This is a genomic window from Oribacterium sp. oral taxon 078 str. F0263, assembly GCF_000469565.1.
Classification (GTDB): domain Bacteria; phylum Bacillota; class Clostridia; order Lachnospirales; family Lachnospiraceae; genus Oribacterium.
Map to the genome: position 1 here is coordinate 1 of NZ_KI273121.1, position 22,107 is coordinate 22,107.

Sequence of the window (22,107 nt, forward strand, 5' to 3'; positions counted from 1 at the left end):
TCCGAGTCTGCCTGATGGCAGACTTCTGCGCTTACCCGCCGCGGGTCGCGGCAGCCGGAGCGAGAGCGTTCTGTACCGGGCGGAAAAAGCAACATAGCTTCTAGCGGCAGAGTATGAGCTCCGCCTCCTCGACGGCCTTATCCGTCATGGCCTCGATCTCCGGGAGGAGCCTCTCCTCGGAGCTTCGAATCTTTTCCGGAACGGGCTTTGTGACCGGGTGACGCGCGACGAAGATGGTGCAGCAGTCCTCATAGGGCTCGATCGAGGTCTCGTAGGTCCCGATTCTCTCCGCGATATCGACGATCTCCTGCTTATCGAAGGCGATCAGGGGGCGGTAGACCGGAAGGCGGCAGACCTCATTGGTGCATACGAGGCTCTGCATGGTCTGGCTTGCGACCTGGCCGATGGATTCGCCCGTGATGAGCCCGATGCAGTCCCGCTTTTCCGCAATTCTCTCTGCGATCCGCATCATATAGCGTCTCATCAGGATGGTCAGCTCGTCGTGGGGACATTTTTCGTAGATCGCAAGCTGGATCTCCGTGAAGTTCACGATATGGAGCGCGACAGGACCCGCGTAGCGGGAGAGCTTTTCCGCGAGGTCTGTGACCTTCTGCTTTGCCCGCTCCGAGGTATAGGGAGGCGCATGAAAATAGCAGGCCTCGATGAGCGCGCCTCTTTTTGCGATCATATAGCCTGCAGCCGGGGAGTCGATTCCCCCGGAGAGGAGCAGCATCGCCTTTCCGTTTGTGCCAAGGGGCATGCCCCCCGGACCCGGGATGATCTCGGAGTAGAGATTGATGAACTGGCGGATCTCCACGTGGAGGCGGACCTCGGGATTATGGACGTCGACGGAGCTCTCCGGGAAGGCATCGAGGATCTCGTGCCCGAGCTCCGCGTCGATCTCCGGGGAACTGAGCGGAAAGCTCTTGTCGGCCCTTCTCGTATAGACCTTGAAGCTTTTTTTCTTTCCGCGGTAGAGCTCCCCCCAGTAGGAGAGGACCTCCCGCTTCAGGCTCTCGATATTCCCGTCGTTTTCAAACTGGACCATGGGGCAGATGCCGATGATGCCGAAGACATGGCGGAGCGCTTCGATGAGGCTATCCGGGTCATAGTCCTCGGATTTTGAGCTCACATAGATTCTGCCGCGCTCTCTCGTGACGCGGAAGGAGCCCTCCGCCCTCTTCAGTTTCCTCCGGATATCGTGTACCAGCGCGTCCTCAAAGACATAGCGGTTCTTCCCCTTGGTTCCGATCTCCGAGTATTTGATCAAAAAGCTGTGATAAAGCATAGGCCTCCGTTACGCGCCGATGATGTAGGGCTTTAAGACGGAGAGGATCTCGTCCATGCGGTTTGCGTCGGCGTGGATGTTTAAGTCGATCGGCTTTGAGAGGTCCAGGGAAAAGATCCCCATGATGGACTTTGCGTCAATGACATAGCGGCCGGATACGAGGTCGAAGTCCACGTCCGTGAAGCGGACGAGATCGTTGACGAAGGACTTTACTTTATCGATGGAATTCAATGAGATGCGAACGGTTTTCATGTTCCCTCCTTTTGTCCGGACGGCCCGGCAGGACTCTTTTGCCCGCTGCAGCTTGACCGCCCATTGACGATATTTCGTAAGTAATGTAGCATATCCGGAGGGAAACGTCCATACTGCATTGCCGTATGGCGGGGAGAAAGTGACGTGAGAGAGCAGGGGGAGAGAGCGGGAAAAACGATGGAGATCAGGGGACTTTCTGTGGCGGTGCACAATCTGGGATGCAAGGTGAACGCCTACGAGGCGGAGGCGATGCTCCGGGAACTTAAGAATGCGGGGGCCCGCATCGTCCCCTGGGAGGAGAGGGCGGATATCTATCTCATCAATACTTGCTCCGTCACCAATATCGCGGACAAAAAGTCCCGGCAGATGCTTCACAGGGCGCGGGCGAAGAATCCGGATGCGATCGTGGTGGGGACCGGCTGCTATGTGCAGGCGCGGAGAGAGGAGCTCCTCTCCGACGGGAGCGTAGACCTTCTCATCGGGAATGCGGGGAAGGGGAGAATCGCGGAGCTCCTTTCGGACTATCTCCGGGGAGATCGGACCCCGGCCTGCTTCGATCTTCGCTCTGTCCATGGCTATGAGGAGTTTTCCGCCGGGGGGAGGACGGAGAGAGCGAGGGCGTTTCTGAAGGTTCAGGATGGCTGCGGGCAGTTTTGCAGCTATTGCATCATACCCTATCTCCGGGGAGAGATCCGGAGCAGGGCTCTTCCGGATATCCTGCGGGAGGTCCGGGAGCTCTCCGAGGGAGGCTACCGAGAGATCGTTCTGACGGGGATTCACCTCTCCTCTTATGGGATGGAGAGCTGCGGGGACAGAGAGGGGCGGGAGAGGGCCTTTAACGCCGCCCTTCCCTCGGAGAGCCTTCTTTCTCTCATACGGGAGGTGGCCTCTGTGAGCGGGATAGAGAGAGTTCGGCTCGGGAGTCTGGAGCCCAGGATCATCAGCAGGGACTTCGTGCGCGCTCTCTCCGGAATCCCGGAATTTTGCCCCCATTTTCACCTCTCCCTGCAGAGCGGCTCGGACCGGACGCTCCGGGCGATGAACCGCCATTACGACAGCGCGGCCTTCCGGGAGAGCGCAAAGATCATCCGGGAGAGCTTTCCGGACGCGGCTCTCACCACGGATGTGATTGTCGGCTTTCCCGGGGAGACGGAGGAGGACTTTTCGGAGAGCCTTCGCTTTATTTCAGAGATCGGTTTTTATGAGCTTCACGTCTTTAAATATTCGAGGAGACGGGGAACCGCAGCAGAGCGGATGAAGGGACAGGTCCCGGAGAAGCTGAAGGCAGAGCGCTCGGCGCGTCTTATCGCTCTTGACCGGGAGCGCTCGGCGGAGTTTCGGAGGCGCTTCCTCGGGAGGCAAGAGAGCGTCCTCCTTGAGGAGAGGATAGAATGGGAGGGGAGAGGATATCTTGCCGGCTTCAACAGGGAATACGTCAGGTTCCTGATCCCCTGCGGAGAATCAGAGGGGGAGCCGGGTAAAGTTGGCGAAATAATTTCGGCGCTTGGCGAAAAATTATGTGGCAGATATGTTCTTGCGAAGGCCGTTCAAATGAGATAGAATAAAAAGAGGCGTAAAAAGGACGTGACGGCATGAATAAAGATTTTAGCAGCACACAGATTATCAGGCCCATGCAGGACAACAGTCTGGATGTGACTGAGGTTCTCCGGAGAGTCTATGAGGCCCTCACAGAGAAGGGATATAACCCGATCAATCAGATTGTCGGGTATATCATGTCGGGAGATCCGACCTATATCACGAGCCATAAGGGGGCGAGGAGCCTCATTATGAAGGTGGAGAGGGATGAGATTCTGGAGGAGCTGATGTCCGCCTATGTGGAGTCGCGGCTCAGCTGATCGAAGCGGATCGAAGCGGCAGTCGAGGGGATGATGAGGGGCCGCGGGATGTCCCCGGGGAGAGAGGGAGTTCGTCCGGTGTCCTGCCGGTGGACTCCCTTTGCAGATGAAGGGGACAGCTTCCGCCTTTTCCTTGCGGGCTTTGTCTCCGCGGGCTTTGAATTTTGGTGATTTATGCGGATTATGGGGCTGGACTATGGGGCGAAAACGATCGGAGTCGCGGTCACAGACCCGAGCGGTCTGATTGCGCAGCCGCTTCGGACGATTTTCAGGGAGCGGGAGGGAAAGCTCCGCCGGAATCTGCAGGAGATTGCGGCGCTCGTTTCGGAGCTCTCCGTGGAGCGTATCGTCATCGGGCTTCCCTTGAATATGGATGAGACGGAGGGGGAAAGGGCAGAGAAGGCCCGGGAATTTGCCGCGCTTTTGGCGAAGCGGGTTTTGGTGCCGATTGAGTGGGTGGATGAACGCCTGACGACGATCGCCGCCCGGGAGATTCTGGATGAGAGCGGGGTCCCCAGGGAAGAGCAGAAGCGGATGATCGATCAGGTCGCCGCGCAGCTTATTCTGGAGACATGGAAGAGTCGGAAGGAGAGGCGGGGGGATGAGAAGGGCTTCCTTCCGGCGGAGACAGCAAGCGGATTTTACGGAGAGACGGAGAGGACGGATGGAGAACGGGAGAATCAGACTGCGCTCTGAGGACGGGGAGCTGGAGCTTGAGGTTCTGGAGGAGACGGTGCTGCAGGGACAGCATTATATTTTGGCGGCGGATACCGAGGGAGAAGAGGACGGATCCTGCTACATTATGAAGGACATCTCTCCGGAGGATGCCGAGGAGGCGAGCTACGTCTTTGCGGAGGATGAGGAGGCGGAAGCCGTCATGGAGCTCTTTTCGAAGCTCCTGGAGGACGAGGGAATCCGCTTTGAGACGGAGGAAGGCTGAGCCTTCGAGCGGAGCATGCGCAGAGACAGGGGGCGCTCACAGGATGGAGGCTCAGCCAAAGTGCTGTGCTGCTCTGCCGCTTTGGCCGCGGCAGTCGGGGCGAGAGCGTCCTTTGTCGGGCGGGAAAAGCGGCAGAGAATGTACTGTTAAGATCCGTGCCAAAGACAGGCACAATGATAAAGGATAAGTATACATAATACGATATATAAGAGAGGCAATGAGAGAAGTGACGGAAAAAACGAAAGAATTAAAGACGACGGAGACAAGAAGAGGAAGAACAGTGCAGCTTCTGCATTCGGAGAGTATGGGAAGAACGGGAGGCCGCGCGGATAGAACGAGATCGGCAGAGCACGGCAGCAGAAGGCAGACGGAGCAGCAGACGAAGGGGGCAAGGGCAGGGGCAGGAGGCTCTGTGAGAGTGATTCCCCTCGGGGGCCTGGACCAGATCGGCATGAATATCACGGCCATTGAGACGGAGGAGAGCCTGATCATCGTGGACTGCGGTCTCTCCTTTCCCTCCGACGATATGCTGGGGATCGACCTGGTCATCCCGGATATCAGTTATCTTAAGAGCAAGATGGAGAAGATCAAGGGCTTCGTCATTACGCACGGACATGAGGATCATATCGGCGCGCTCCCCTATGTACTGCAGCAGATCAATGTCCCGGTCTATGCGACGAAGCTGACCCTCGCTCTGATCGAGAGAAAGCTCGTGGAGAGAGGGATGGATCAGCTCGTGAAGACGAAGACCATGAAGTTCGGGCAGACAGTGAACTTCGGCGACCTGAAGGTGGAGTTTGTGAAGACGAACCATTCCATTCAGGACGCGGCGGCGCTCGCGATCTATACGCCCGCCGGAGTTTTGGTTCACACAGGAGACTTCAAGGTCGATTACACGCCGGTCTTCGGGGATCAGATCGATCTTCAGCGCTTTGCGGAGCTCGGGAAAAACGGTGTTCTCGCGATGTTTTCGGATTCGACGAATGCGGAAAAGCCCGGCTCCACGATGTCGGAGAGGACGGTCGGAAGAACCTTCGATCTGATTTTTGCGGAGCATAAGAACAACCGCATCCTGGTCGCGACCTTCGCCTCCAATGTGGACAGGGTGCAGCAGATCATCAATACCGCGGCGAAGTACGGGCGGAAGGTCGTCGTCGAAGGGAGGTCCATGGTCAATGTCATCAGTGTGGCCTCGGAGCTCCACTACATCAATATCCCGGAGGGGACCCTCATTGACATCGAGAATCTGAAGGACTATCCGGATGAGAAGACGGTGCTCATCACGACGGGCTCTCAGGGAGAGTCCATGGCGGCTCTGTCCCGGATGGCGAGCGGGATGCACAGGAAGGTGCATATCACGCCGAACGATGTGATCGTCATGTCCTCCCATCCGATCCCCGGGAATGAGCTCGCGGTCGACAAGGTCGTGAATGAGCTCACGAAGCAGCATGCGCAGGTGATCATGCAGGACACGCATGTCTCCGGACACGCCTGCTCGGAGGATCTGAAGCTCCTCTACTCCCTGGTAAAGCCGAGGTATGCGATCCCGGTCCACGGGGAATATCATCACAGGAGGGCGGCCGCGGAGCTCGCCGCCGCGGTCGGTGTCGAGAGGGAGAACTGCCTCATCCTGGAGAACGGCGATGTACTGCAGTTTTCCGCCGAGTCCGGTGAGATGAAGGCAGAGATCAGGGATCATGTCCAGGCGGGCGGGATCTTTGTCGACGGCCTGGGCGTAGGAGATGTGGGAAACATCGTGATCCGGGACCGCCAGAACCTCGCGCAGAACGGGATTATCGTCGTCGTGCTGACGCTGGAGAAGTATTCCGGGCACCTTCTCGCCGGTCCGGACCTGATTTCCCGCGGCTTTGTCTATGTGAGGGAGTCCGAGGATCTCATGGAGGAGGCCAGAGTGCAGGTGCAGGATGCCGTGGATGACTGCCTCGTGAGACACGTGAACGACTGGGGGAAGATCAAGAATATCATAAAGGACAGCCTCGCGGATTTCCTCTGGAAGAGAATCAAGAGAAATCCGGTCATCCTCCCGGTGATTATGGAGGTCTAGGGACTTGTGATGGGAAGACGGAAAGCGGTCAGAACGGTATCCTCAGCCATCATCGGAGCAGCCTGGCGGGTCATCCTCTTTATGCTCGTCATCTACTTTTTGCAGATCGGCGCGCTCATGGCCTATCGCTACGGGCACGGCCTTCTCTATCAGCACGCCATGGAGGAGCCGCCGGGGACGGAGGCAAGCATTGAGATCCTGAAGGGGGAGAGCCGCCGAGCGATTGCGGAGAAGCTTGAGAAGGCGGGACTCATCGATAATCAGGATGCCTTTCTTTTTCAGTCGAGGCTCTATAAGGCGGAGTTTGTGCCGGGGAGCTATACCCTGAACCGCTCGATGTCCATAAAGGAGCTCATCGATTATCTGAAGGAGGAGGGGCGGAAGCTCACGGAGCTTCGGGAGCGGAAGCTTCTGACAAACGATGCGGAATCCGAGGGAGCTTCGCAGGACTCCCGGGACTCGCAGGAAGCTGCCGGAGACGAGGCCGATGTGACGATCGGGGACTCCCCGGTAGAGGGGGAGAGCAGCCGCGGGGCAGGATAGCGGCCGGACTTCCCGCATCGATCCGAAAGGGCGCAGTATTTTCCCTTCCCGCTTTCCTCTCCGGAAAGAGGAAGTCCTCCGCCCGCTTCTATGAAGCGGAGACTCTGCGATCTATCTGGCAGCCGGAGGGAGAAGGCTTTGATCCCGGCGGCAGTTTCCGGAAAAAGCGGCGGGGAAAGAATGAGGAGGCAAAAAGGATTATCACAGAGGAGCATGTTCTCGATTTCATTCGTTCTCTGATGGGGGAGGAGGAGCCTTTCCTTGAGAAGATACGGGGGGAAGCGCTGGCAGGGGCAGTCCCGATCATACGGGATGAGACGGCGGCGCTTCTTCGGCTTTTTCTGCTTTTGAAAAGGCCGAAGAGGGTGCTGGAGCTCGGTGCGGCGGTGGGCTACTCCGCTCTTTTCATGGCGGGCTTCCTGCCGGAGGGCGGGCGGATTCTCACGGTGGAGAGCTGCCCGAGGAGGGCGGAGGAGGCGAGGGCCAATATCGCAGGGAGCCCTTTTTCGGACAGGATCGATCTCTTCGAGGGGGACGCGGGGGAGCTCCTCTCCTCTCTTTCCGAAAGAGGGGAGAAATTTCCGTTTATTTTTCTGGATGCGGCGAAGGCCCAGTACCTGGTCTGGCTCCCGATGCTTCTCCGCCTTCTCACAGAGGGAGGCATCCTCTTAAGTGACAATGTCCTTTTGGACGGGGAGATCGCGAAGAGCCGCTTTGAGATCCCGAGGAGGGACCGGACCATACACAGGCGCATGAGAGAGTATCTTTTCTCGATCACGCACAGCAGGCAGCTTCGGACGGCTGTCCTCCCGGTCGGAGACGGACTTTCGGTCAGCCTGAGCTGCCCGGAGGCCGCGGAGCCCGCTTCCCCTCCGATCAGGGCGGGCGTTTCCCCTTCGGAGAAGAAAAGGGAAGGAGAGGGCAGAGGAGGGAGAGCTCCCGGAGAAGGGATGCGGGAAGCGGAAGGACAGCTGTATTTGCAGCGGGGAAGAGACAGAGAAAGAGGGAAGGGAAGAGAGTGAGACGGACAGAGCTCCTTCTTCCGGCGGGATCGCCGGAGGGGCTGAAGACAGCGCTTCGCTACGGGGCGGATGCGGTCTACCTCGGAGGGGAGGCCTACGGCCTTCGCGCAAAGGCGAGAAATTTCAGCATGGATGAGATCCTCTCCGGCGTGCGCTATGCGCATGAGAGGGGGGCGAGAGTCTATGTGACAGCGAACATCCTCGCAAGAAACGGGGATCTCTCCGGTGTCAGGGAGTATTTCCGGGAGCTTCGGGGGAGCGGAGTCGATGCGGTGCTGATCGCAGATCCCGGGATCTTCCTTCTCGCAAGGGAGGAGATGCCGGAGATGGAGCTTCACATCTCGACCCAGGCGAACTGCACCAATTACGAGAGCTTTCTCTTTTGGCACAGGCTCGGAGCAAAGAGAGTCGTGGCCGCAAGAGAGCTTTCTCTTTCGGAGCTCTCGGAGATCCGGAGGAGGATCCCCGCATCGCTTGAGATCGAGGCCTTTGTGCACGGGGCGATGTGCATGTCCTATTCCGGAAGATGCCTCCTCTCCAATTTCATGACGGGGAGGGACGCAAACCATGGGGAATGCACGCATCCCTGCCGCTGGAATTACCGTCTCGTCGAGGAGAAGCGCCCGGGGGAATATTTTCCGGTCTATGAGAACGAGAGGGGGACTTATATCCTAAGCTCTCAGGACCTTTCCATGATCGGGCATATCCCGGAGCTCCTCTCAGCCGGCATCGACTCTCTGAAGGTCGAGGGGCGGATGAAGACAGAGCTCTATACCGCAACCGTCGGGAGGGCTTACCGGAGGGCGATCGACGACTTTTACGAGGACCCGGAGAAATACCGGAGGAAGCTGCCCGGCTACCGGGACGAGCTGGAGAGATGCACGCACCGGGAATATTCGACGGGCTTCTACTTCGGCCCCCCGAAGCCCGGGGCCAAGGGCCAAAGGGAGAGCTATGAGAGGCCCTCCGTCTATCTCGGAAGAGCGCGGGAGCCGGGGACGGGAGGTTTTTTCGCCCTCCGACAGAAAAATAAATTTTCCGTGGGAGAGGAGATTCGGATCATGAAACCGGACGGGAGGGATATCCCGGCAGTCGTACTCGAGATCCGGGACAAGGAGAGCGGGATCGCGCAGGACTCCTGCCCGCACGCGGGGCAGGAGCTCATGCTCCGACTCACAGCTTGTCCGGAGGAGGGGGACATCCTCCGAAGGGATGGATAGGAGACTATGGAATTACTGTTTTTTATGCTTGCCATATCCTCTTTTTCCTACTTTGTCATTTTGCTGCTTCATTGCGGGATGATCGGCTTTCTCTGGTTTTGGCCCTTCTTCTCGCTTCTCAATCTTCTGACAGCGCTTTTCTGGCGCTGGGAAAAGCGGCAGAGGGAGAAGAACAGGGAGAGGGGAAAGAGAGTTTTCGTCTTTTTCATGACGAGCTACGCGCTTTCCTTCGTCTCCTTTCTCCTTCTTTCCCTTTTGCTCCTTCTGCCCAGGAAGAAGCCGGAGGCGGGACTGGACTATGTGATCGTCATGGGGACCTACCTTAGCCACAATAAGGCCTCGGACACGCTGAAGGACCGCCTGGAGAAGGCGGCAGACTATGCGGGGAGCTCACCCGGGACGGTCTTCATCCTCTCCGGAGGGCGGGGAAAGTTCGGGACGAGCACGCAGGCGAGCGTGATGTATTATTATATGATAAAGCGCGGGGTTCCGGCCTCGAAGCTTTTGATGGAGTTCTACTCCTCCTCCCTCCAGGAGAAGATCGGCTACTCTGTGCAGACCATTCTGTCCAACGAGTCGGAGCGCGCGGAGCAAAAGCAGCAATACATTCTCTTTGAGGATGGGAGCCGGATGGATCTCTCGAAACCGAACTCCGTGGAGACGCAGCCGGACGGCGGGCTCTATTTTTCCCCGGACGCGGGCGGCGATACGGAGGAGCTGATCGAGGTGAATCCGGAGGGAAGGGAGTCGGAGAGCGGAGACGAAAAGGGGGAGAGCGGGGAAGAAACGGTCTCTCCCTCGGAGCAGGCGGAGAGCATCCTCGCGGAACAGGAGGACAGGGAGAGGAAAAAGGAGAGTGAAGAAGCGGCGGAGCTCTCCCCCGCGCAGAGTGAGGGCAGGGAGGAAGCGCCTTCGAGAGCGCAGTCAGCGCTTCGCGTCGGGATCATATGCTCAAGGAGCCAGTTTCTGCGGGCGGAAAGCTTTGCGAAGCGCTACGGGCTCAGCAGTCTTGAGCTCATACCCGCACAGACCGAGGAGCTCCTGATTCCGCACACTCTCGTGAGGGAGGCTGCGGAGTTCTTCAAGGACCGTCTGATCGGGAATATCTGATCCGGAGCAATTGATCCAATATACCGGATCAAATACCGGATCTGAAATATCCGGACGGAAATATGCGGGCCGGGATCATAAACGGGCGCTCTATGCCGAAGACAGAAAGGAATACAGAAGAGTGAAAGAATATCAGAGGCTTGAGAGAAAGAGGATTTCGGAGCTGGACACGGAGGCGGTCGTATATCGCCATAAGAAGTCCGGCGCGAGGGTGCTGACACTTCAAAATCAGGACAAAAACAAGGTTTTTTCCATCAGCTTCCGGACTCCGGCGGAGGATTCGACCGGGGTTTCGCATATTACGGAGCATTCCGTGCTCTGCGGCTCGGAGAAATTCCCGCTGAAGGATCCCTTTATCGAGCTCGTGAAGGGCTCTCTGAATACCTATCTGAACGCGATGACCTATCCGGACAAGACGGTCTACCCGGTCGCCTCCACAAACGACAAGGATTTCGACAATCTCATGGACGTCTACCTGGATGCGGTCTTTCACCCGAACTGCCTGAAGAACCGCTTTACCTTCCTGCAGGAGGGCTGGCATTATGAGACTGTAAATGAGGGTGCGGAGCTTCGATACAGCGGCGTCGTCTACAATGAGATGCGGGGCGCCTTCTCCAATCCGGAGTCTGTGCTGGAGCGGCGCATCATGCACTCTCTCTTTCCGAAGAGCTGCTACGGAAATGAGAGCGGCGGGGATCCGGAGGCGATTCCGGATTTAAGCTATGAGAATTTCTGCGCCTTCCACGAGCGCTTCTATCATCCCTCGAATTCCTACATCATTCTCTACGGAGCTCTCGACATGGAGGCGAAGCTTCGCTTTTTGGATCGGGAGTATCTCTCCGGCTTTGACGCCATCGATCCCCTCTCGGAGGTCCGGATGCAGGAGGCCTTCCCGAGGAAGAGGAGGGAGGAGGACTGCTATCCGATCGGAAAAGAGGAGAAGACGGAAGGGAGAAGCTATCTCGCCTACAGCATGGTCCTTAAGGATGCACTGGACCCGAAGCGCTCCATGGCCTATTCGATCCTGGACTATGCGCTTCTCTCCGCGCCGGGCGCAGCGCTCAAGCAGGCACTCCTGGACGCCGGAATCGGAGAGGATATCCTCGGGGGCTACGCCGGCGGGATTCTGCAGCCCTACTTCTCCGTCATCGCAAAGAATACGGATCCCAAAAAGGAGCGGAGATTTCAGGAGATTATCCGGGGGACGCTCAGAAAGCTCGCGGAGGAGGGCATCGACAAAAAGACGCTGCTCTCCGCGATCAATCACGATGAGTTCCTCTACCGGGAGGCGGACTACGGGCGTACGCCGAAGGGGCTGGTCTACAGCCTGAGCGCACTGGACAGCTGGCTCTACGGGGGAGAGCCCTGGCGCTTCCTGGACTGCGGAAAGCTCTACGGGGAGCTTCGCTCCCTGGTGGAGAAGGGCTATTTTGAGTCGCTGCTTCGGGAGAGCTTTCTCGATCAAAAGCACGCAAGTCTCGTTCTGCTCCGCCCGGAGGCGGGGCTTTCTGAGAAGAGGGAGGCGGAGCTCTCCGCGAAGCTCCGCGCCTTCCGGGAGGGGCTCTCCGAGGCGGAGCTTAGGAAGATCCGATCGGATGAGGAAGCTCTCCTTCGCTATCAGGAGGAGAAAAATACGGAGGAGGCGCTTCGAAGCCTGCCGCTTCTCTCGAGGGAGGACATCGGGAGAGAGGCGGAGCGAAGCTCGTTTCGGCGGGAGGAAATTTCCGGGAGGAGCATCCTGCTGACGGAGCTTCCGAGCCGCGGCATCCTCTATCTCAGGCTGAACTTCAATACCGCCTGTCTCACGGAGGAGGAGCTTCCCTATGCGGGATTTTTGAAGAGCGCCCTCGCCTATATGGACACGGAAAAGCATAACTTCCGGGACCTCGCTTCAGAGCTCTATTTGAATACCGGGGACTACGGCTTCGACATGGAGGTCTATCCGGATCTTGAGGATCCCCTCCGCTATCGGGGCTTCTTCGCCGCGGAGTGCAGGATACTGCCCAATCAGATCGAAAAGGCGCTCTCCCTCCTCGAGGAGATCCTGCACACGACGAAGCTGGAGGACCCGAAGCGTATGCTGGAGATCTTAAATGAGTGCCGCTCCAGGGAGAGGATAAGCCTTGAGAATGCGAGCCACAGCTATGCGGTTCGCCGCGCCTCCTCCGGCTTTTCCGCCGCGGGACGCTACCGTGAGCTTAGCGCGGGGATCGAATATTACCGCTTCCTGGAGAGAAGTCTCGCGGATTTCGAAGAGAAGGGAGGGGACTTTATGCGGAAGCTCTCCCTCGTCGCAGAGAAGCTCTTTGAGACGAAGAATCTCTTCCTCTCCGCTGCATCGGAGAAGGGAGAGCTGGAGAAGCTCCTCGGCCTCCTCCCGGACTGGCTCTCGGAGTATGAGAGGAGAGAGAGGGAGCAGAGCTTACTCGAAAAGATTCTGAGCCCCGGGATAGAGAGGGAGGAGAAGAGCGGGGAGAGCGCCCAGCTTTCCCTTCGGGGAGCAAAGAGGGAGGGCTTCTGCGATACGGCACAGGTGAACTTCGTCTCGCAGTGCGGGAGATTCGATCGGAAACGGCATCCCTATTCCGGTGCGCTCCGCGTCTTAAAGAATATCCTTAACTTTGAGTATCTTTGGAAGAGACTGCGGGAGAGAGGAAACGCCTATGGCTGCATGTCTGGCTTCTCCCTCTCCGGGGAGGGCTATCTTGTCTCCTATCGGGATCCGCATATCAGAAGTACGATGCAGGTCTACGCGGAGCTCCCGGATTATCTCCGCTCCTTCCGAAGCGATGAGAGGGGGATGATGAAATATATCATCGGTGCGGTCTCGGAGCTGGATGCGCCAAAGACAAATTATGCGAGAGCGATGTGGAATCTCAGCTGCTTTTTGAGTCATATCACAGACGAGATGCTGCAAAGGGAGAGGGAGGAGCTTCTGGACACTACGGAAGAGAGAATCCGCAGCTTTGCCCCCTATATCGAGGAGATTCTCTCGACCGGCGCGGCCTGTACGATCGGGTCTGCGGCGAAGGTCTCCGGAGCAGGGGAGCTTTTTGAGAGTGTGGAGAAGCTTTGAGGAAGGAGGAAAGGAGAGCGGGATGGAAGGAATCAGATCGGGCTTTGTAGGCCTGGCGGGCCGCCCGAATGTCGGAAAGTCCACCCTTATGAATGCCGTCATAGGGCAGAAGATCGCGATCACCTCGAAGCGGCCGCAGACCACGAGAAAGCGCATCATGGGGGTCTATGATGATGAGAGGGGACAGATCATCTTTCACGATACACCGGGCATCCATAAGGCGAGGAACCGCCTCTCCGAGTTCATGGAGCATGTCGCGGAGAAGGCGCTCGGCGACGTGGACCTCGTCCTCTGGCTCGTGGAGCCGGGAGAGCTTCCGGGAGAGGCGGAGGAGTATATCGCCGGGCTTCTCCGGGAGTGTAAAAAGAAGACAATCCTCGTCGTGAATAAGATCGATATCCTGAAGAATGAGGAGGAGCTGACGCAACTGACAGAGGCTTACCGGAATCTTTTGGAGCTGACGGAGCTGATCCCGATCTCCGCCTATAAGCATAAGAACATCGAGGAGCTGAAGAGCGCGATCTTTCGCAATCTTCCGCCGGGGCCCCGCTACTACGATGAGGATACGGTCACGGATATGCCTCTTAGGGATATCGCGGCGGAGCTGATCCGGGAGCAGACGCTCTATAAGCTGGACCAGGAGGTTCCGCACGGCATCGCGGTTTTGATCGAGGAGATGCGGCAGAGGAAGAACGGCCTTTGGGACGTAAAGGCGAGCATTATATGCGAAAGGGAAGCGCACAAGGGCATCATCATCGGAAGGGGAGGGAGCATGCTGAAGCGGATCGGCAGCGGAGCCCGCATCCAGATGGAGAAGCTTCTGGAGGGCAGGGTGAACCTTCAGCTTTTTGTGAAGGTGAGGAAGGACTGGCGGGAAAATCCCCTTTATCTTCGGGAGTACGGCTACCGGGAGGAGCCGCTCTAGGCCTTGCCGAAGGGAGAAATTCTGGAGCTTTGCGGGGTTGTCCTCTCCTCCCGCCCCTCCAGGGACTATGACAAATGTCTCACGCTCCTCACAAAGGAGCTTGGGAAGATCACAGTCTGGGCCTCCGGCGCGAAGAAGCCGGGGAGCCCCCTTATGGCGGCCTGCCGGCCCTTCGTCTTCGGAAGCTTTCAGCTTGCCAAGGGACGAAGCGGCTATAATCTCCGCTCCGCTTCGATCGCCCGCTATTTCACGGAGATCGCCCTGGACCTTACGAATGCCTGCTACGGCTCCTATTTCCTGGAATTTTCGGACTACTGTGCGCAGGAGGGCCTCCCTTCGGAGGAGATGGTCTCGCTTCTCTACCTCTCCCTCTGTGCCCTTTTGAAGGAAAATATCCCAAATGAGCTGGTCCGGAGGATTTTCGAGCTCCGCATGCTCTTTCTGAACGGGGAGTATACCGAGCTCCCGCCGGGACATGCGGGAAAGGGCTGCGAAATGGCCTGGCGCCATGTCCTGGACAGCCCGCTGCAAAAGCTCTATACCTTTCTTCTGAGCCCGGAGCAGTTTCGGGAATTTTCGGAAAACGTCGATGCTCTCCTTCTGGAGACGATCCCAAAGCATTTCAAAAGCCTCGCGGTGCTGGAGACGATCCGCTGAGGAGAACAGATAAGAGATCAGGAAAATAGATAAGAGATAAGGAAAAAGGAAAGCCTTCGGGCGGCGCAGCAGGTCTGGCGCCGTCCGAAGGTTTTTTGTGTTGCCAATGCAACACAATTATCCCTTTGAATGAGATAAACTGAGCCCATGAGTTAGTTGTGATTAACTGATAGCGTCACAGTACAGCTGGAGGGTATATGAAAAGGATTTTTCTGAAAGGGCTGTCCCTGCTTCTTTCCGCTCTGCTTCTCTGCGCCTGTGCAACTCCGGGAGGGGGTGCTTCCCGGGCCGGAGAGGGATCGTCTTCCGCCGTCGGGGAGACGAAGACAGAGAAGAGGGAAGAGACGGGAGAAGGAAAAAAGGAAGAGAGCGAGGCGGAGGGGAAAAACGACAGCAAAAGCCATGAGATACTGGATCACGCGGGAAATCGCGTGATGGTCCCGAACGAGATCCGGAGGGTCGTCGTGGATCAGGTTCCGATCCTCTCCACCTATATGGCATATTTTAAGGGGAAGACCCCTTATCTTGTGGGCTTTGCCGGGAGCTTCAAGGACTCCATTGCAAAGACCGTACTGAAGGATATCGCGCCGGAGCTCATGGATGTCTCGAATACCGTCTACGCGCAGGGAGACCTCAATGTAGAGGCGATCATGGAGCTTAAGCCGGATATCATCCTCTATAATGCCGGGAACAAGGAGCATTACGAGGCTCTCAGCAAGACGGGGATCCCCTGCGTCGGCTTTGCGACGGTGAAGGGCGGGGAGGGCCCTCCCGACCCTCTGACCCGCTATCGGGACTGGCTCCGGCTTTTGGAGGAGGTCTTCGGCGAGAAGGGGAAGATGGACGACTTCCTCTCATACGGGGATGAGATCGTCAAGGATGTGAGAGATAGGATCGCGACGATACCGGAGGGGGAGAGGCCGAGCGCCATGATTCTCTTCCGCCTGAACAACGGCTCCCCGCAGGTTGCGGGAAAGGGCGTGTTCGGGGATTTCTGGCTCCAGAACCTAGGGCTTAGGAATGTCGCGGAGGAGACGCAGGGCTTTGCGCAGACGAGCTTTGAGCAGATTTACGGCTGGAATCCGGAGCTTCTCTTCCTGAACGGGCCGGGGATTTCCCCGATCCGGAGCGAAGAGGTCCTGAACAATACGGTGGAAGGTGCGGATTTCTCCTCCCTGGATGCGGTGAAGAACAAAAGAGTCTATAATACGACACTCGGAATGTGGAGCTGGTTTACTCCAAATCCCGATGCGCCCTTAGTCTATGCCTGGCTCGCCTGCTGTGCCTATCCGGAGGCCTTCCGGGACTATCCCTTAAAGGAGAAGATCCGCGATTACTATTCCCGCTTTTACGGCTATGAGCTGAATGAGGCGGAGATAGAGGAAATGCTGGAGTATTGAGCGATGGAAAGAAAGCTGCTGCTTCGAAACGGGGCCTTCCGCCCCTGGGCAATCGCCGCCATGCTCCTGCTCCCGCCGCTCATCGCCGTATTTTGCTGCGGGTTCGGGCGCATGAGCCTGCCCCCGGCGAAGCTCATAGAGACGGCTTTTCTGACACTTACGGGGAGGGATGCGGATCCGCAGGCGCGCGCCGTGATCTTCGAGCTCCGCATCCCGAGGATATTGATGGCGATTGCGGTGGGAGGAGGGCTTGGCTGCGCAGGGGCGGCCTGCCAGGCGCTCTTTTCCAATCCGCTTGCCACACCGGATATCCTGGGTGTGACGAGCGGGACCTGCGTCGGGGCGATCCTTGCGATTCTTCTGTCCTTTAATATGGCGGGGATTCAGGCGACGGCGCTGCTCTTTGGCCTCTTCTCCGTCTTTGTGACACTGCGGCTCTCCTCGGGAAAGCGGGGGATCTCGATCCTCTTTCTGGTTCTCTCCGGTGTGATGATTTCCTCCCTCTTCAATGCGCTCTCCTCCCTCCTGAAATATACGGCAGACCCGATGGATAAGCTCCCGCAGATCACCTATTGGCTGATGGGGAGCTTCACCGGGGCATCCTATCGGAAACTGCTGATCGGAAGCCCCATGATTCTGATCGGGACAGCGCTCATCTACCTGCTCCGCTGGCAGTTCAACATCCTCTCCCTCAGCGAGGATGAAGCGAGGGCGAGCGGCATCCATTTGAAGAGGATGCGGATTCTCCTGGTGCTTGCGATCACCATGATCACCGCTTCCTCGGTCTCCATGTGCGGGCAGGTGGGCTGGGTCGGGCTTTTGATCCCGCACTGCGCGAGGATGATGACGGGGAGCAATAATCGACTGGTGATCCCGATGAGCATCAGCCTCGGGGCCTCCTTTCTGATCCTCATCGACACCCTGTCCCGGACTCTGACCGTGATTGAGCTCCCGCTCTCCGTGCTGACGGCGATCCTGGGAGCACCCTTTTTCATCCTGCTTTTGAAGCGCTCGGAGAGGAGCTTTCGATGATTCTGAAGGTGGAGGGGGGCTGCTACTCCTATCCGGAAGGAGGGCAGATCCTGAATGGGATTTCTCTTGCAGTGAAAGAGGGGAGGATGCTCTCCGTACTCGGTCCGAACGGCGTCGGGAAGACGACACTCTTAAAGTGCATGACGGGGATACTGCCCTGGAAATCCGGGAGGTCTTTACTCCTTGGGAGGGATATCCGGAGGCTTAAGCCCCGGGAGATCTGGTCCGATATCTCCTATATTCCGCAGTCCCATTCCTTTGCCTTCTCCTTTTCCGGGCTTGAGATGGTCATTATGGGGAGGAGCGCCCATCTCGGGCCCTTCGCCCAGCCGGGGAAGAAGGAGCGGGAGCAGGCTTTGGAGCTTATGGAGAAGCTGCACATTACATCGCTCTCCGGAAAGGACTGCAATCAGATGAGCGGCGGAGAGCTGCAAATGGTGCTCATCGCGAAGGCTTTGATCAATCATCCGAAGCTTATCATCCTGGATGAGCCGGAGACCGGTCTGGACTTTCACAATCAGCTCCTCGTGCTGGACATGATTGACCGACTGGTTCACGAGGAGGGAATCGCGGCCGTTATGAACACCCATTATCCGACCAATGCCCTGGCCATCGCGGATGAGGCCTTCATGATGGACCGGGAGGGAAGCTATATCAGCGGAGCGGTCCGGGAGGTCCTCTGCGCGGAAAACATCGCGAGGGCGTTCCGGGTGAGGGTCGTCGTCAATGAAATTCACTACAAGGGGAAGGCGCTGAAGAGCATCGTGCCGGTGGAGCTCATCCCCGAAGAAGCGAAAACTTGGAATGAGAGAGAGGGAGAAGACAAGCATGAAGAGAGAAGCAGGGCATGAATTTCTGGCAAGACTTGGGAAGCGCCGGCTGAGGCCGGGAGGGATCGCCGCGACGAACTGGCTTCTCGGAAAGGCAGAGTTTAGGAAGGATACGAAAGTCTTAGAGGTGGCGTGCAATATGGGGACCACGATGATTCGGATCGGAAGGCATTATCCCTGCCGTGTGATCGGAGTGGACCTGGATGAGGGGGCGCTGGAGAAGGCAGGGCGGAATATCCGAAGAGCGGGCCTTCAGGACAGGCTCTCCGTGCAGAGGGCGGATGCCTATTGCCTTCCCTTCCCGGACCAGAGCTTCGACATCCTCATCAACGAGGCGATGCTTACGATGCTGACAGGGGACGGAAAGGACAGGGCACTTTCGGAGTACTGCAGGGTACTGAAGCCGGGCGGGCTCCTCCTCACCCATGATGTCTGCCTCTATGAAGAGAATCCCGAAAAGCAACGGGAACTTCGGGCCGGACTCAGCCGGGCTATTCGGATGAATGTGGAGCCCTTGAGCGTCCCGGGCTGGAAGGCGGTCCTTGAGAAGCATTCCTTCCGGCCGGTGCAGCGCTATGGGAGGATCACGCTCATGGACCCGATCGGGATGATCCGGGATGAGGGGCTCCTCCGCGCGGCTGCGATCATCCTGAGGGGACAGAAGAAAGAGGAGCGGGAGATGTTCCACACTATGTCCCGCTACTTTAAGGAGCACGACAGAGAGCTCGGCTATATCGCAAGTGTGAGCGAAAAGCGATAAGTACAAAAGCAAAATTCCTGCCCTTACGAGAAACGAAGGCGCCGACTATAATGTCGACGCTTTCTTTATCCTCAATATTCAGTTTTCTTTCGTTTAATTGCTTTTCCAATAACCTTTGCGGTCTGAGCCAATCTTGGCTATGAATCTCTTTCCTTTTAAAGTTTGCAGATATTTTGTTACAAAAACTCTGCTGACCGTCATAATGTCTGCTATTTGCAGTGACGTATATCCGGGATCTTCTGATAACGGTTCCATAGTTCGAAGTCCCTTGATTCAAGATCAACAAATGGCAAAAAATCTTATAGCAAGGCTTAAGACAATAAAATAATTTTTGAAGCCGCAATCTGCGACTTCAAACTAAATATCCCAGACGGAGCATGTTTAACAACTATCCTCCGTCTTTGTTATTAAGTATTCTCTTTCAACTTGAACCGTGATTTCTTCCACTTTCCGAGCGGCAGACAGCTTCCTTCACTGCTGTAACACATGGATGGTAATCCTATAATGTGACGGAGCACGCCTTATAAGCATGGCTGGATTTTCAAGGCGAATCGCGCTATAGTAGATAAACGTGGGACAATTTCGCCTGACGACGGATCACCCATCGGTAAAGGTCGGTTGCTTGCCGCACTCCGGCGGCAGAAAGAGGAACTTATGGCAAAAAATTATGCAATGGACACGATCGTTTCCCTCGCGAAGTCGAGAGGCTTCGTCTATCCCGGCTCCGAGATCTATGGAGGACTTGCGAATACCTGGGATTACGGAAATCTCGGCGTCGAGCTCAAGAACAATGTAAAGCGCGCCTGGTGGAAGAAGTTCATCCAGGAATCGAAGCATAATGTGGGGATCGACTGCGCGATTCTCATGAATCCGCAGACCTGGGTCGCCTCCGGGCACCTCTCCGGCTTCTCTGATCCTTTGATGGACTGCCGGGAGTGCCACGAGCGTTTCCGGGCGGATAAGCTGATCGAGGACTTCGCATCGGAACACGGGATTGCGCTGGATGGTTCCGTCGACGGTTGGACGAAGGAGAAGATGGAGAGCTTCGTCATGGAGCAGAGGATTCCCTGCCCCAGCTGCGGGAAGCATAATTTTACCGGGATCCGTCAGTTCAACCTTATGTTCAAGACCTTTCAGGGCGTGACAGAGGACGCGAAGGATGCCGTATACCTTCGCCCGGAGACCGCGCAGGGGATCTTCGTGAACTTTAAGAATGTCCAGAGAACCTCCCGGAAGAAGCTCCCCTTCGGCATCGGGCAGATCGGAAAATCCTTCCGAAATGAGATTACGCCGGGGAACTTCACCTTCCGGACGAGGGAGTTTGAGCAGATGGAGCTGGAGTTTTTCTGTAAGCCCGGCACAGATCTCGAATGGTTCCAATATTGGAAGGATTACTGCAAAAACTGGCTGCTTACACTTGGACTTCCGGAGAAGATGCTTCGGGCGAGGGATCACGATAAGGAGGAGCTCTGCTTCTACTCCAAGGCGACCACGGATCTGGAATTCCTCTTCCCCTTTGGCTGGGGAGAGCTGTGGGGCATCGCGGATCGGACGGATTATGACCTCTCCCGCCACCAGGAGATCTCCGGGCAGGATATGAGCTATTTCGACGACGAGACGAAGGATCACTATATCCCCTATGTCATAGAGCCGTCTCTCGGGGCGGACCGCGTGACGCTGGCCTTCCTCTGCGCGGCCTACGATGTGGAGGAGCTGGAGGGCGGGGAGGAGAGAACCGTGCTCCGCTTCCATCCGGCGATCGCCCCGGTGAAGATCGGCGTGCTGCCGCTCTCGAAGAAGCTTTCTGAGGGCGCGGAGAAGATCTGCACCGAGCTCTCCCGCCGCTGGTACTGCGAATACGATGACAGGGGAAATATCGGAAAGCGCTACCGGAGGCAGGATGAGATCGGCACACCATACTGTGTGACCTATGATTTTGACTCGGAGGAGGACGGCTGCGTCACCGTCCGGGAGAGGGACAGCATGCAGCAGGTCCGGCTGCCGATCGCTTCCCTTCCGGAGTACTTTGAGGAGAAGCTGAGCTTCTGATGAAAATCGGTCTGATGGGGAGAATCGCGGTGAGCTTCGGCGTCAGCACGCTGCTCCCCATTTTCCTTATCTTCCTCTCCTCCCTGGGCGTCCTCAGCTTAAGCTCCGGGATCCTGATCCTTGTGCTCGCGGGACTCCTTTTCATCCTGTGGATCTATATGGGCATCGTGAAGCCGGTGGATGAGCTCAAGCGGGCGGCGAAGCGGATCGAATCCGGAGATCTGGACTTTTCGCTGGAGGCGGAGACGGAGGATGAATTCGGAGAGCTGATGGAGGCCTTCGAACAGATGCGGATCCGCCTGAAGGAGACACAGGAGGAGAAGATCCGAAACGACACGGAGAACAAGGTGCTGATCTCCAATATCGCCCACGATCTGAAGACGCCTCTCACGACGATCAAGGGCTACTCAGAGGGGATATTGGACGGCATCGCGAAGAGCCCGGAGCGCCAGCAGAAGTATATCCGCACGATCTACAACAAGGCAAACGACATGGATCGTCTGATCGACGAGCTGAATTATTATGCAAAGATCGAGACGAACAAGATTCCCTACCACTTCAGACGCATCAGCGTGCGGGAGTATTTCTCCGACTGTGCGGACGAGATCGGGCTCGATATGGAGTCGAAGGGCTATCGCTTTTCCTATAAGAACGAGGTGGAGGATTCCGTTTTGATGCTGGCCGATCCGGAGCAGCTTCGGAAGGTCGTGAACAACATCATCTCAAATTCTGTGAAATACATGGACAAGGCGGATCCGGAGGTCGGAATCTTCGTGGGGGATGCGGGGGATTTCGTGGAGGTGCGGATCTTTGACAACGGCCGGGGGATTCAAAGCTCCGCTCTCCCCTATGTCTTTGAGCGCTTTTTCCGCGAGGATTCCTCCCGGAATTCCCGGAAGGGAGGATCCGGAATCGGTCTTTCCATCGCCCGCAAGATCATAGAGGACAGCGGAGGGAGGATCTGGGCGGAGAGCGCGGAGGGAGAAGGGACGACGATCCACTTTACGCTCAGAAAGGACACGGCGCTAAAAGGAGAGCACTGAAGAGGGAAGGCCGTAAAGGAGCGGGGACGGGAGGATTTT

The 22,107-nt window shown here is 57.1% G+C and carries 20 protein-coding genes; 18 read left to right on the plus strand and 2 right to left on the minus strand.

The features are described 5' to 3' along the window. Positions 1–100 precede the first annotated feature (100 nt). Together thiI and HMPREF1986_RS07120 are read right to left on the minus strand one after the other, a co-directional pair. Positions 101–1,288 carry a tRNA uracil 4-sulfurtransferase ThiI gene (thiI, locus tag HMPREF1986_RS07115; protein WP_021774145.1) on the minus strand — a complete coding sequence of 396 codons (1,188 nt, stop codon included), beginning with the start codon at positions 1,286–1,288 and terminating at the stop codon, positions 101–103. A gap of 9 nt (positions 1,289–1,297) precedes the next feature. Next, positions 1,298–1,540 carry a PTS sugar transporter gene (locus tag HMPREF1986_RS07120; protein ID WP_009214184.1) on the minus strand — a complete coding sequence of 81 codons (243 nt, stop codon included), beginning with the start codon at positions 1,538–1,540 and terminating at the stop codon, positions 1,298–1,300. Between the two features lie 177 nt (positions 1,541–1,717). Between HMPREF1986_RS07120 and mtaB the strand changes: the two genes are divergently transcribed. From mtaB to HMPREF1986_RS07210, 18 genes are all read left to right on the plus strand, one after another. Next, positions 1,718–3,100, plus strand: a complete 1,383-nt coding sequence (gene mtaB / locus HMPREF1986_RS07125) for a tRNA (N(6)-L-threonylcarbamoyladenosine(37)-C(2))-methylthiotransferase MtaB (RefSeq protein ID WP_036599769.1) — start codon at positions 1,718–1,720, stop codon at positions 3,098–3,100. Between the two features lie 32 nt (positions 3,101–3,132). Next, positions 3,133–3,396: an IreB family regulatory phosphoprotein gene (locus HMPREF1986_RS07130; RefSeq protein WP_009214186.1), complete on the plus strand. Its 264-nt coding sequence runs from the start codon at positions 3,133–3,135 to the stop codon at positions 3,394–3,396. A gap of 183 nt (positions 3,397–3,579) precedes the next feature. Then, positions 3,580–4,092 (plus strand): Holliday junction resolvase RuvX, encoded by a 513-nt coding sequence (gene ruvX / locus HMPREF1986_RS07135; RefSeq protein ID WP_330365134.1) that lies wholly within the window; start codon positions 3,580–3,582, stop codon positions 4,090–4,092. Then, positions 4,061–4,336, plus strand: coding sequence for a DUF1292 domain-containing protein (locus tag HMPREF1986_RS07140; protein ID WP_021774149.1), 276 nt, complete (start codon positions 4,061–4,063; stop codon positions 4,334–4,336). The genes ruvX and HMPREF1986_RS07140 overlap by 32 nt, the downstream gene beginning before the upstream one ends. A gap of 217 nt (positions 4,337–4,553) precedes the next feature. Next, the gene (locus HMPREF1986_RS07145) at positions 4,554–6,401 is read left to right on the plus strand and encodes a ribonuclease J (protein ID WP_021774151.1); all 1,848 of its coding nucleotides are present in this window, start codon (positions 4,554–4,556) and stop codon (positions 6,399–6,401) included. Between the two features lie 9 nt (positions 6,402–6,410). Next, positions 6,411–6,944, plus strand: a complete 534-nt coding sequence (locus tag HMPREF1986_RS07150; RefSeq protein ID WP_021774152.1) for an endolytic transglycosylase MltG — start codon at positions 6,411–6,413, stop codon at positions 6,942–6,944. A gap of 239 nt (positions 6,945–7,183) precedes the next feature. Then, complete coding sequence (locus tag HMPREF1986_RS07155) at positions 7,184–7,966, plus strand: O-methyltransferase (protein ID WP_021774153.1); 783 nt, start codon at positions 7,184–7,186, stop codon at positions 7,964–7,966. Beyond that, entirely contained in the window at positions 7,963–9,186 is a 1,224-nt protein-coding gene (locus HMPREF1986_RS07160; protein ID WP_021774154.1) for a peptidase U32 family protein, read from the plus strand. The genes HMPREF1986_RS07155 and HMPREF1986_RS07160 overlap by 4 nt, the downstream gene beginning before the upstream one ends. A gap of 6 nt (positions 9,187–9,192) precedes the next feature. Further along, positions 9,193–10,296, plus strand: a complete 1,104-nt coding sequence (locus HMPREF1986_RS07165) for a YdcF family protein (RefSeq protein WP_021774155.1) — start codon at positions 9,193–9,195, stop codon at positions 10,294–10,296. Between the two features lie 121 nt (positions 10,297–10,417). Next, positions 10,418–13,372 (plus strand): insulinase family protein, encoded by a 2,955-nt coding sequence (locus HMPREF1986_RS07170; RefSeq protein ID WP_036599779.1) that lies wholly within the window; start codon positions 10,418–10,420, stop codon positions 13,370–13,372. 22 nt (positions 13,373–13,394) lie between these two features. Then, entirely contained in the window at positions 13,395–14,297 is a 903-nt protein-coding gene (gene era, locus HMPREF1986_RS07175) for a GTPase Era (RefSeq protein ID WP_036599782.1), read from the plus strand. Positions 14,298–14,300: 3 nt separating this feature from the next. Next, positions 14,301–14,954: a DNA repair protein RecO gene (gene recO / locus HMPREF1986_RS07180; protein WP_009214197.1), complete on the plus strand. Its 654-nt coding sequence runs from the start codon at positions 14,301–14,303 to the stop codon at positions 14,952–14,954. Positions 14,955–15,151: 197 nt separating this feature from the next. Then, a complete protein-coding gene (locus HMPREF1986_RS07185) occupies positions 15,152–16,354 on the plus strand; it encodes an ABC transporter substrate-binding protein (RefSeq protein ID WP_021774159.1) in 1,203 nt (400 codons plus the stop codon). 3 nt (positions 16,355–16,357) lie between these two features. Continuing rightward, positions 16,358–17,386 carry a FecCD family ABC transporter permease gene (locus HMPREF1986_RS07190; RefSeq protein WP_021774160.1) on the plus strand — a complete coding sequence of 343 codons (1,029 nt, stop codon included), beginning with the start codon at positions 16,358–16,360 and terminating at the stop codon, positions 17,384–17,386. Beyond that, positions 17,383–18,237: an ABC transporter ATP-binding protein gene (locus tag HMPREF1986_RS07195; RefSeq protein ID WP_021774161.1), complete on the plus strand. Its 855-nt coding sequence runs from the start codon at positions 17,383–17,385 to the stop codon at positions 18,235–18,237. The genes HMPREF1986_RS07190 and HMPREF1986_RS07195 overlap by 4 nt, the downstream gene beginning before the upstream one ends. After that, on the plus strand, positions 18,215–18,976 hold the full coding sequence (locus HMPREF1986_RS07200) for a class I SAM-dependent methyltransferase (protein ID WP_021774162.1): 762 nt from the start codon (positions 18,215–18,217) through the stop codon (positions 18,974–18,976). Before HMPREF1986_RS07195 ends, HMPREF1986_RS07200 begins: the two co-directional genes overlap by 23 nt. Positions 18,977–19,630: 654 nt before the next feature. Continuing rightward, complete coding sequence (locus HMPREF1986_RS07205) at positions 19,631–21,025, plus strand: glycine--tRNA ligase (RefSeq protein WP_036599758.1); 1,395 nt, start codon at positions 19,631–19,633, stop codon at positions 21,023–21,025. Further along, positions 21,025–22,068, plus strand: coding sequence for a sensor histidine kinase (locus tag HMPREF1986_RS07210; RefSeq protein ID WP_021774164.1), 1,044 nt, complete (start codon positions 21,025–21,027; stop codon positions 22,066–22,068). The genes HMPREF1986_RS07205 and HMPREF1986_RS07210 overlap by 1 nt, the downstream gene beginning before the upstream one ends. Positions 22,069–22,107: the final 39 nt, after the last annotated feature.

What these genes read in the sequence shown, in the direction of transcription:
- thiI (WP_021774145.1), bottom strand. Translation starts at nt 1,288, where the DNA reads ATGCTTTATCACAGCTTTTTGATCAAATACTCGGAGATCGGAACCAAG.
- HMPREF1986_RS07120 (WP_009214184.1), bottom strand. Translation starts at nt 1,540, where the DNA reads ATGAAAACCGTTCGCATCTCATTGAATTCCATCGATAAAGTAAAGTCC.
- mtaB (WP_036599769.1), top strand. Translation starts at nt 1,718, where the DNA reads ATGGAGATCAGGGGACTTTCTGTGGCGGTGCACAATCTGGGATGCAAG.
- HMPREF1986_RS07130 (WP_009214186.1), top strand. Translation starts at nt 3,133, where the DNA reads ATGAATAAAGATTTTAGCAGCACACAGATTATCAGGCCCATGCAGGAC.
- ruvX (WP_330365134.1), top strand. Translation starts at nt 3,580, where the DNA reads ATGGGGCTGGACTATGGGGCGAAAACGATCGGAGTCGCGGTCACAGAC.
- HMPREF1986_RS07140 (WP_021774149.1), top strand. Translation starts at nt 4,061, where the DNA reads ATGGAGAACGGGAGAATCAGACTGCGCTCTGAGGACGGGGAGCTGGAG.
- HMPREF1986_RS07145 (WP_021774151.1), top strand. Translation starts at nt 4,554, where the DNA reads ATGAGAGAAGTGACGGAAAAAACGAAAGAATTAAAGACGACGGAGACA.
- HMPREF1986_RS07150 (WP_021774152.1), top strand. Translation starts at nt 6,411, where the DNA reads ATGGGAAGACGGAAAGCGGTCAGAACGGTATCCTCAGCCATCATCGGA.
- HMPREF1986_RS07155 (WP_021774153.1), top strand. Translation starts at nt 7,184, where the DNA reads ATGGGGGAGGAGGAGCCTTTCCTTGAGAAGATACGGGGGGAAGCGCTG.
- HMPREF1986_RS07165 (WP_021774155.1), top strand. Translation starts at nt 9,193, where the DNA reads ATGGAATTACTGTTTTTTATGCTTGCCATATCCTCTTTTTCCTACTTT.
- era (WP_036599782.1), top strand. Translation starts at nt 13,395, where the DNA reads ATGGAAGGAATCAGATCGGGCTTTGTAGGCCTGGCGGGCCGCCCGAAT.
- HMPREF1986_RS07185 (WP_021774159.1), top strand. Translation starts at nt 15,152, where the DNA reads ATGAAAAGGATTTTTCTGAAAGGGCTGTCCCTGCTTCTTTCCGCTCTG.
- HMPREF1986_RS07190 (WP_021774160.1), top strand. Translation starts at nt 16,358, where the DNA reads ATGGAAAGAAAGCTGCTGCTTCGAAACGGGGCCTTCCGCCCCTGGGCA.
- HMPREF1986_RS07195 (WP_021774161.1), top strand. Translation starts at nt 17,383, where the DNA reads ATGATTCTGAAGGTGGAGGGGGGCTGCTACTCCTATCCGGAAGGAGGG.
- HMPREF1986_RS07200 (WP_021774162.1), top strand. Translation starts at nt 18,215, where the DNA reads ATGAAGAGAGAAGCAGGGCATGAATTTCTGGCAAGACTTGGGAAGCGC.
- HMPREF1986_RS07205 (WP_036599758.1), top strand. Translation starts at nt 19,631, where the DNA reads ATGGCAAAAAATTATGCAATGGACACGATCGTTTCCCTCGCGAAGTCG.
- HMPREF1986_RS07210 (WP_021774164.1), top strand. Translation starts at nt 21,025, where the DNA reads ATGAAAATCGGTCTGATGGGGAGAATCGCGGTGAGCTTCGGCGTCAGC.